General features: G+C 67.6%; 5 protein-coding genes. 1 reads left to right on the top strand and 4 read right to left on the bottom strand.

Going from position 1 to position 9270, the window contains the following annotated elements; genetic code table 11:
• From EB084_13075 to EB084_13065, 3 genes are all read right to left on the bottom strand, one after another.
• Nucleotides 1-1070: MFS transporter (locus EB084_13075; GenBank protein ID NDD29190.1), on the bottom strand; the 1070-nt coding region annotated here is incomplete at its 3' end.
• Nucleotides 1067-3106, bottom strand: coding sequence for a phosphoenolpyruvate synthase (locus EB084_13070; protein NDD29189.1), 2040 nt, complete (start codon nucleotides 3104-3106; stop codon nucleotides 1067-1069). The genes EB084_13070 and EB084_13075, both read right to left, overlap by 4 nt.
• Before the next feature lie 104 nt (nucleotides 3107-3210).
• Entirely contained in the window at nucleotides 3211-5079 is a 1869-nt protein-coding gene (locus EB084_13065) for a hypothetical protein (protein ID NDD29188.1), read from the bottom strand.
• A gap of 104 nt (nucleotides 5080-5183) precedes the next feature.
• On the opposite strand from EB084_13065, the gene EB084_13060 reads away from it, so the two are divergent.
• The gene (locus EB084_13060) at nucleotides 5184-8066 is read left to right on the top strand and encodes a hypothetical protein (GenBank protein ID NDD29187.1); all 2883 of its coding nucleotides are present in this window, start codon (nucleotides 5184-5186) and stop codon (nucleotides 8064-8066) included.
• On the opposite strand, the gene EB084_13055 is transcribed toward EB084_13060, so the two are convergent.
• Nucleotides 8023-9270: HAMP domain-containing protein (locus EB084_13055; protein ID NDD29186.1), on the bottom strand; the 1248-nt coding region annotated here is incomplete at its 5' end. The genes EB084_13060 and EB084_13055 overlap by 44 nt on opposite strands.

Genomic DNA, 9270 nt, shown 5'->3' with positions numbered 1-9270 from the left:
ATCACGGCGCCCCATGCGCCGCTCAGGGCGATCCCCGCGGTCGATGCCGCGAGTGCGGTGGTGAGGAAGAACACGGCCGAGAGATCGGTCATCCGGCTGCGAAGCGCGTTGGGCCAGGCTGATCCCGCCGCCTCGAAGAGCGTGCTCACCGCCATGACCACGCCACAGGCCCCGCTGCCCAGGCCCCGCACCTCGAGCACCGGCTGGAAGAGGTTCACCTGCACGATGCGCTGCAGCACGAAGCTCGCCACGCCTTGCGCGATCACCAGAACGAGGAACGGGCTGGTCATCAGCACCTTCCCGACCGCCCACCAGACGGGCGCAGACGCCTCGGCATCTGTTGCGGCGCTGACCTTCATGGAGGGCGCGGCGTCTGCTTCCCTTGTTCGAGCCTCTGATGCAGGGCCGTCCACCGATGCCGAGCCGACGTTGACGGGCAGGCGGGTCGCGTAGACATACGAGATGGCCGCGGCCAGCGCGGTGAGGGTGTAGGGAAGGGTCACGTGCCAGTCCATGAGGTAGCCCACACCGGCCCAGCCCACCACCTTTCCCACGAGCCCCAGCGCGCGTGCGCGCCCTTCGATCTCCTTGAACCCCTCGGGCTTGCCAAACCGCCGGAGATACTCGTAGAGCCACGCGCTCGACGCCCCCGAGACAAGCGACCGCGCCAGGGCGATGCCCAGCCAGTGCCAGAGGAAGCCGACGTAGGTGGGCCAGACCACCGGCAGCAGGTTGGCCGCGACGAGCACGGCTGCGCCCCAGCGCAGGCAGCGGGCATGGCCTACCGTGTCGGCGAGCCAGCCGGTTGGCAGCTCGAACAGGCAGAAGGCGGCGTAGTAGATGCTCTGGATGCCGAAGATCTGGGCGTCGCTGAGCCCCATGCGCACCTGGTAGGCGTAGAAGATGGGGGTCCACAGCAGCAGCGAGAAGAACAGCTGGAAGACGAAGTAGGCGCGAACCCCGCGCATCGCACTCTCCTCGATTCGCGACGGTGCATCGAGGCGTTCGCATTCACCGGTTCGCGAAGGCGAATCGCTCTCCTCACCGGTTCGCGAAGGCGAACCGGTCATTTCGAATACGGCCGCAGCTGCAAGAGGGTGAGGCCCTCCGGCCCCACCAGCCATTCGATGTCGACCGGCACGCTGAACGTGTAGTCCGGCGAGTAGTGCCCCTGCAGCAGGCGCCCGGCGAAGGCGAGACGCTGCAGGGTGTCCTTGGCTTCGTCGTCGAGGTCTCGCTCGGCGTCGCCCAGCGAGAGGGTTCGTCCACCGCCCTCGAGGGTGTTGTAGAGATATTGCAGGGGCATCGCCGACCCGTCGACCACGGCGTCCGGGCGCTTCGAGACATTGATGTACACGTTGCGGTAGTCGCCCGCGCGGTTGGCCGGGTTGGTGGTGACCAGAACGCCGCCTATGTCGGCCTCGAGCTGCTCCTGCACGATGACCCCCATGTAGACCGCGTCGAGCGAGATGCCCACCTCTTCGCGCAGGCGCACGCTGCGGGGAGAGACCACCGAGGCCCAGACCTCCTTGATGCTCTGGAAGAGGGTGTCGGCCGTCGAGACGTGGGCGATGCTCTCGTACAGGCCGGCCGCCGAGAAGTGCTCGATGTCCTCGGCGTTCGACGAGCTTCTGATCACGAACGACGACACCCCGAAGAGATGCTGGGTGATCTGGGCGTCGATCTCCTCGCGCAGCCCATCATCGAGGCGCGTGGTGCGAATCAGCTCTTGAAGCTTGACGCAGAGCGGCTCGACCTCGCGGGCGCCGAGCTCGAGTGCCATCTTCAGGCGGCCGATGGTCTGCTGGATGCGCGGTGACGACTCGAGGAAGCGCTGCTGTATCGAGAACGGCAGCGCGATGCCGCGGGGCACCTTCACGCTGGCCGCGAGGAACTCGGCCGCGGCCTTGGCCAGGGCGGCCGTGTCCCGGGCGTCGGCGGGTTCGGGAACGCCCAGGTAGCGGGCCAGCAGGCCGAGGAGGTGGGGGCGCGGCGGCCGGCGCACCTTGTAGAAGCCGAGCAGGCGGTCGGAGCCGTGCTCGAGCACGTGATAGAGCTCTCCCAGGTTGGCCGCCTTCGTGCCGTAGCGGTTGCGGTCGCTCATGCGTAGCGACGACAGCTCGACGATGGGCGAGAGAACGGTCTCCGGCTCTTCCAGCTGGATGTGATGCACGGCCCACGATGGGCGGCGCAGCTCGCCTTTCGGGGCTTCGATGCGCGACAGCGAGATGGCCGAGGCGTCGGCGTCGACCCGGTAGCGCACCCACGATCCGCTGAGCTGCTGGGCCGCGGCGTGCTCGAAGAAGCCGAGCTGCACCGCATTGGGCACGTTCCAGCCGGACGCGAGAACGTTGGTGTGCGAGAGCGGGGTGGTGTGCTCGGCGTTGATGATGCCGGACAGGCGGGGGATGTCGTCGGGCACGCGACGCATCGCGATGATGTCGTACCACTCGAGGGTTGCGCGCTCGCGTCGATAGGCCTCCTCGTTCTCGAACACCCGCAGGCGGCCCTCGGCCTCTCCGGGGTTCAGCGCGATGAACGATGCCGATGCCGTGAGCTCGTGGGCCGAGATGCGGGGCAGGGTCTTGGCGTCGGTCTCGCGGCCGATGGCCTCCTGCATGTGGTTGGCGAGCTTGAACAGCAGCGGCAGATCGCGGTCGAGGCTGGCGCGCACGGCGCGGTAGAACTCGATGACGAGGTCGCGCCCCATGGTGTCGATCTCGACGGTCTCGAGCGTGTAGAAGAGCTCGGCGCCCTTCTGCAGGGCCACGGTTCCCAGCAGGAAGCGGCGATCGTCGCTCTGGTAGTTCTCGGTGTTGAACGCGTCGATCCGGTTGTCGAGCTCGGCCACGCTGATGCCGAGTACGTTCTCGGCGATGTAGTCGGAGTGGAACTTGTAGCGCCGATCATTGATGAAGTGCACCCGTGCCGGCGTGGTGCGACGCTCGACAACGACCTTCACATAGCTGATGCCCGCAAGGATGCCGGCGAGCTGGTGAAAGGCCTCTCGGCTCAGCCGTTCCCCCACGAGACCGGGCAGGCTGTCATCGATGGCGTCGCCCTCTGGCGGGCAGGCGGGGGAGTCAGCGGTGGGCTCGGCTCTCATGGTCCATCCTTCCAGTCTCTCGCACCCGTATCTCGGGCACTGCGGCGAGACGTTCCCCGCATACTACTTGTTTTCGCTCCTGGGCGCAAGGGCCGGGTTCCCGGTCATTCCACCCGCACGCGCTGCGGGCGGCGCGACGGCGCATCGGCATGGATCTCGGTGATCTCGACCTCGGCGGGCTGGTCGGCGGGGCACAGCCGGAGACGTTGCACGCTTCCCCCCCTCCAGTACGATTCGCGCATCCACGGGAAGAACGCCGCTTCGTGCATCTCGCCGTCGCAGACCAGCGTCGCCCACACCGCGCACTCGGGCGAGAACGGGCCTTCCTTCTGGCTCGACCAGCCCAGCCCCATGCGTGGATTGTCGACGGCGCTGTGCACCCGATAGCGCACCCAGATCCGGTAGTAGCGCCACGCCGACGGGTCTCGCGTCTCGAGCGTCAGCCACCCCGTCCCGGACGTGCTGAAGCGGCCCACTGAGGACTCGAGCAGGTCGTCCCTGCGCCATCGCCGCAGGGGGAGGAGCTCGTTCGGTGGGGCGTCGATCTCGTCGCCGCGGGTGGCGGGGAGCGTTCCCAGATCGGTGAAGCGGGCCGCCTCGTGATCCCACAGCAGGCCGCGATGGAGGCCAGGGCGGTCTTCGAGGAAGTCGAAGCCGTCGTGCACCTGGATGAGGGGGTGGCCGCCGTACAGGGCAAACGCGTATCCGCCCTCGTGCCACATCCGAGGGTCGTTGAACACATAGACGGGCGCGTCGGCGGGGCAGCACCTGGCTACCTCCCGTACGCGATCAGCCACGCTGCCCCGCTGCCCGAGCCAGTTGCGGAGCGACTCGCGAGACACGATCAGGCAGTGCGCGTTCCAGGTCAGCAGCGCCAGCACGCAGACGTGCCCGGTGCCTGTCGCGACGGGGCGTCGCCAGCCTGTGAGCCTCGCGCACCCGGTGCGCCAGCGGTCGATGAGCGCGCCGAGCAGCAGGGCCGTGCCGATGGAGGGCAGATAGCCGTAGCGGTCTTGATCGAGGTGACCGTTCGCCAGCATGATGTAGGGAGTCCACGACAGGCCGATCCAGGTCAGCGCGAACGTGACGCGTCGTTGCGTCTCGCTGCGCTCCCAGGCCAGGCTGCCCAGCAGCAGCAGGCTCCAGGTCGCGAGCGCGGCCCGCCCGACGACGTCGGTGTGCGGCAGGAGCGTGTCTCGCAGCGGCACCGTCAGCAGCGACGCGGCGATCTGCGCCCCCCACGCGCCCAGCATGTCAGCCGACAGTGCGGGGTGGGGCACCGGGCGTCCCGTCTGGCTCACCAGCCAGACATCGAGGCCCAGCACCACAGCAGTCATGGCAACGGGGCCGATGGCGCGGCGCGCGCGTCTCGGCGCCTCACGGAGCGGGCCGCCGCACAGCACCTCGTGCGCCATCACCAGCAGCGGCGCCACGCAGGCGCTCTCCTTGGCACCCGCGGCGAGGGTGATCGCGATGAGGCTCCCCACCTTCCATCGCGTGGCGGGCGCTGATCTGTCTCGGTTCATGGCAAGGAGCGCCAGCAGGGTGAAAAGGCCTGTCAGTGGATCGCCCACCGCGGCGGCACTGTACACCAGCTCCCAGTGGTGGGCCGCCGCCACGAAGAAGAGGGCGGCGGCGAAGGCGCTCGAGTCGCTGCCGTCGTCGTCGCGGGTCAGCGCGGCAAGTGCGATCGCGGTGGACAGCAGCAGCGCCGACGAGGCCAGCCGCCACGGGATGGGGTCTGTACCGCAGAGCGGCGCGAGGAGATGGTACCAGAGCACGGTCGTGGGGCGCGCGAAGTTGAAGTGGCGCACCGCGAACAGGTCGTCGAGCCCATGGGGGGCCAGGGCTCGCGCTATCCAGATGAAGTCGTCGTGCCAGAAGGGGACCCCCATTGCCGGCCCATACAGCATCGCGAAGACCGCGGCGCCTGCCAGGAGGAGCAGCAGACCGCGCGCTCTGCCTTCACGCATGCGGTGTCCATTCTGGTCAGGCGGCACGGGAACCTCCGCGCCCTGTTGCAGCGTTGTGTGCGCCTGCGCTCTTGAAGCAGGTGGCGTGCGTTGCTACATTGCACATGTTGAAGACCGTGAGCGCAGGTGCTGAGTCCACATCGCCACACCCGTCGGCGATGGCGCCCGTCAGATCGGTGCTGTACACCGGAGGGAACGAGCTCATCAACCGTCTTGACGAGGTGACGGCTCGCCCCGACTATTTCATTCCGTACCTGTCCACCGTCACCGTCATCATCGCGCTCGGGTCGCTGGCCACGTTCCTGGTGAATCCCCCTGGGCTCACCGGGCTGCTCGTGCTGGTAGCCCTCATGCTCCTCGCCCTGGCCGCCGGGGTGCCCATCAAGCGATGGAGCGAGCAGCGGGGCACGGTGCAGCTGGTCTACGATCTCCATCGTCCCGACATCGAGCAGCGGCTCGCCTGCGCCAACACCCTCGGGGCCTACCTGTCGGAGATGGAGCGGCTCTGGAAGATGAGTGCCCGCACCACGGCGGCGGAAGAGGCCAGTGAGGTGCCCCTGCCGCGTCTGGCGGCTCGCTGCCTGCGCAGCGCACCGCGGAACCTGACGCTCAACCTCGAGATCTGGGGGGTCGTCGCGGGACCGCAGCGGGTCTTCTTCCTGCCCGACTGCATTCTCCTCGAGCAGGAGAACAAGCTGCAGGCCCTGGCCTATGACGACCTCATTGTCGAGGCGTCCATCGTGCGTCATGCCGAGTGGGAGGCCCCGGCCCTCGACACGCGCGTGCTCGAGGAGCAGTGGCGCTTCGTGCAAGACGGCAGCGAGCATCCGGACGAGGTCAAGCACGTCTCCATCTGCGAGTACGGTGAGCTGTCGATCAGCCATCCAAGCGGGTGGCTCATGGTGCTCCAGGCGTCGAACGGCAAGGCGATGCACCAGGCGGCCCGCGCCTTGCAGGAGCTGGTGCGGGCCGCCCGCGCCGAATCCGGCAAGCCGGATCCGAAGCGGGCCGAAGAGGCCCAGGAGCAGCGCCCCAATGTGCTGCTCAGCTCCGCCGACAGTGCCAAGGGCCTCGTGCGTCCGCCCGGCCCCACCTCAGACGCCATGCCGTGCGCTTCGTGCAAGTACTTCAACCCGCTCACGGCACGCTACTGCGCGGGGTGCGGCTCTTTGTTCAGCGCCCTGGCCACGAGCACCGTTCTGCGTGGTCGTTACGTCATTCTCGGCACGCTTTCGCTCCACGCGGTGGGTACGTCGTACCGCGTGTGGGACACGACTCGGCAGAAGGCCTGGGTGGTCAAGGAGGTTCCCCTGCCGGGGCGCTCGGAGAAGGAGCGCCAGGATGCCGGGGTTCGCGCGGTGGCCGAGGGTCAGATGCTGAGCGCCATCGATCATCCCGGTCTGCCGACGGTGATCGAGACCTTCAACGACAACGGCTGCCAGTATCTCGTGGCAGAGCTCGTGGAGGGGGAGAGCCTCTCCGCCCTCCTCGAGCGCGAGGGAAGCCCGGGGCTCGATGAGGCAAGAGCGTGCGCCCTCGCCGACCAGCTTCTCGAGATGCTGATGCTGCTGCATCAGCAGACCCCTCCGCTGATGTACTGCGGCCTCCATCCGGGCGCGGTGGTGGTCTCGCCCACCGAACGCGATGGCACGGCGGCGCCTCTTCCGGGGCGGGTGCGGTTGATTGATCTCGGACATGGCCGAGCGCTTCGCGGGGGCCCGATATCCGTGCCGCCTGAGGCAGTGGGCTACTGCCCGCCGGAGGTCGAGGCGGGACACGCCGAGCTGCGCTCAGACCTCTATTCGGTTGGCGCCATCCTTCACCAGCTTCTCACCGGCCGATCGCCGGCCCGAGAGCCGGTGTTCGAGGTTGTCCGGGCGCTGGCGCCTCACGTTTCGGAACGCGTCGATGCGGTCATCTCGAAGGCGTTGCAGGTCGATCCCAAGGACCGGCCGGAATCGGCGGCTTCCATGCGCGGAATGCTCTCCGGAGGCGACGCAGGCTCGCCGGACGGCAAGGCGGACGAAGGCCCTGAGCAGACCCGTGGCATCGTGGTCAAGACCGAGCTCCTGCATCGCTTCGTGACAAACGGCATGTGTCACTCGGTCTGCTTCTCTCCGGACGGGTCGCAGTTCATGACGGGCTGCTATGACGTTCGTCTGTGGGATGTCGAGACCCGCACCGAGGTGAAGCAGAAGGAGAGCGTTCGTGTCGCCAACTCGTGCGCCCTGATCTCCGCTGACGGCCTGATGATTGCGTTCGGGGGCATCGATGGCAGCGTTCATCTCCAGGAGGTCAAGGGAGCGCAGAAGGTACGCCTGCTCAGCGGCCATACTGATCAGGTGGCGTCCCTCGCCTTCTCCACGTCCGGCGATGTCCTGGCCAGCGCTTCCCTCGATGGCACCGTGCGTCTCTGGGACGGCGTCACGGGTACGCACCTGCAGACCCTTTCGGCCCCCGGGCACCTGCCTCGCGCCCTGGCCTTCTCACCCGATGGCACGAGACTGGCCTCTGCCTTCGGCGATCTCGCCGTCTGGAACGTCGGCGACGGAACCCTGCTGCAGCGTCTCTCGCCGCAGACCCTTGGCGGCGTAACGATTCGCGCGCTGGCCTACTCGCCAGATGGCAGGTATCTCGCGTGTGCGTGCAGCGATTCTCGGGTGATGCTGCTCGATCCGCACACCTTCGCCAAGGTACGGTTGCTGACCGGCCACGAGAAACAGGTTCTGACCCTCGCCTGGGCGCCGGTCGGATGGTTGCTCGCGACCGGCGCTGCCGACGGGCGGGTGCGGCTGTGGGACGTCGACTACGGCACCGACATGGGGGTGCTCGAGGGGCACGGGTCGGCCGTGGCGTCGGTGGCGTTCACCAGCGACGGCCGTCGCATCGCCAGCGGATCGTGGGATCTGACGGCGCGCATGTGGGACGTGCGGTTTGAGAACGTCAGCCCTGAGCCATCTTCTGCGACGCGGCAGACGACGCGCTGAGCTCAGTCTCCGAGGGCCGCGCCGGTGCCTCCGCGGAGCGGCTCTGCAGGCGGACGGTGAACGTGCTGCCCTCCTGCCACCGGCTCTCGACGCTCAGGGTTCCGCCCAGCAGCTCGACCACCTTCTTGCTGTAGTAGAGCCCGAGCCCCGTGCCCTCGTACTGCCGACGCGTGCTCGAGTCGAGCTGGCTGAACGGCTGGAATAGCTTCGAGAGATCGCCGGGGCGAATCCCGATTCCCGTGTCGCGGATCTCCATCACCACCAGACCGTCGAGCGTTCCTGGAACGAGCCGCGCCGTGATGAACACGCCTCCCTGGTGGGTGAACTTCACGGCGTTGCCAATCAGGTTCACCAGAACCCGCAGCAGCTTGTGCGGGTCGGTGTAGGCGAGAATCGGCTCCGGACTGGCCATGGTCACGTTGAGGGCGAGCTGGTTGCGCGCGGCCTGAGGCCGCAGGAAATCTGCGGCCTGCCGCACGAGATCGCCCACCGAGACCCATTCGCGCTCGAGGTTCATGTGACCGGCCTCGATCTTCGACACCTCGAGGATCTCCTCGATGATCTTGAGCAGGTGGCGGGCTGAGGTGTAGATGCACTGCAGCTGCTCCCGGCTCTCGGCTCCCAGGTTCGTCTCCTCACCCATCAAGATGTCGGAGAAGCCCAGGATCGAGTTCAGAGGGGTTCTCAGCTCGTGTGACATGGTTGCCAGGAACTCCGACTTGAGCTGGTCGAGCTCCTTGAGGCGCGCGTTTGCGCTCTCGAGCTCGGCGGTGCGGGCGGTGACCTTCGTCTCGAGGCCTACCTGCATGGCGGCCAGCTGCTCGGACATGTGGTTGAACGCCTTGCCGAGAATGCCCAGCTCGTCTCCAGAGGTCACCGGCACGCGGGTCGACAGATCTCCGCTCGATGCTCTCTGGGCCGCCTGGGTGAATGCCTCGAGCGGCTCGGTGATCGAGCGGGCGAGCGAGAACGACGCCAGCACGGTCAGCAGCGTGAGCGCGACCATGGCCCACATCACCAGATCGCGGAACGCGTGTATCGGTTTCAGGGCGTCTTCCTTGTCGACCTTGACCACCAGGCTCCAGTCGGCCAGCTCGATGTGGCGGGTTGTCACGTACACCAGCGCGCCGTGAGGGTCGATGCCTTCGTGCACCTCCTTGTCGAGCGTGGTCACGTCATGGGTGGTCGGGGTGCCGCGTTCGAG

The sequence above is a fragment of the Pseudomonadota bacterium genome (assembly GCA_010028905.1).
In the GTDB taxonomy this organism is placed as follows: domain Bacteria; phylum Vulcanimicrobiota; class Xenobia; order RGZZ01; family RGZZ01; genus RGZZ01.
This window is presented reverse-complemented; position numbering and strand designations above follow the sequence as displayed.

Bases quoted from the DNA above. Each gene is read 5' to 3' on its own strand.
- EB084_13065 (NDD29188.1), bottom strand. From the start codon at position 5,079: ATGCGTGAAGGCAGAGCGCGCGGTCTGCTGCTCCTCCTGGCAGGCGCC.
- EB084_13060 (NDD29187.1), top strand. From the start codon at position 5,184: ATGTTGAAGACCGTGAGCGCAGGTGCTGAGTCCACATCGCCACACCCG.
- EB084_13070 (NDD29189.1), bottom strand. From the start codon at position 3,106: ATGAGAGCCGAGCCCACCGCTGACTCCCCCGCCTGCCCGCCAGAGGGC.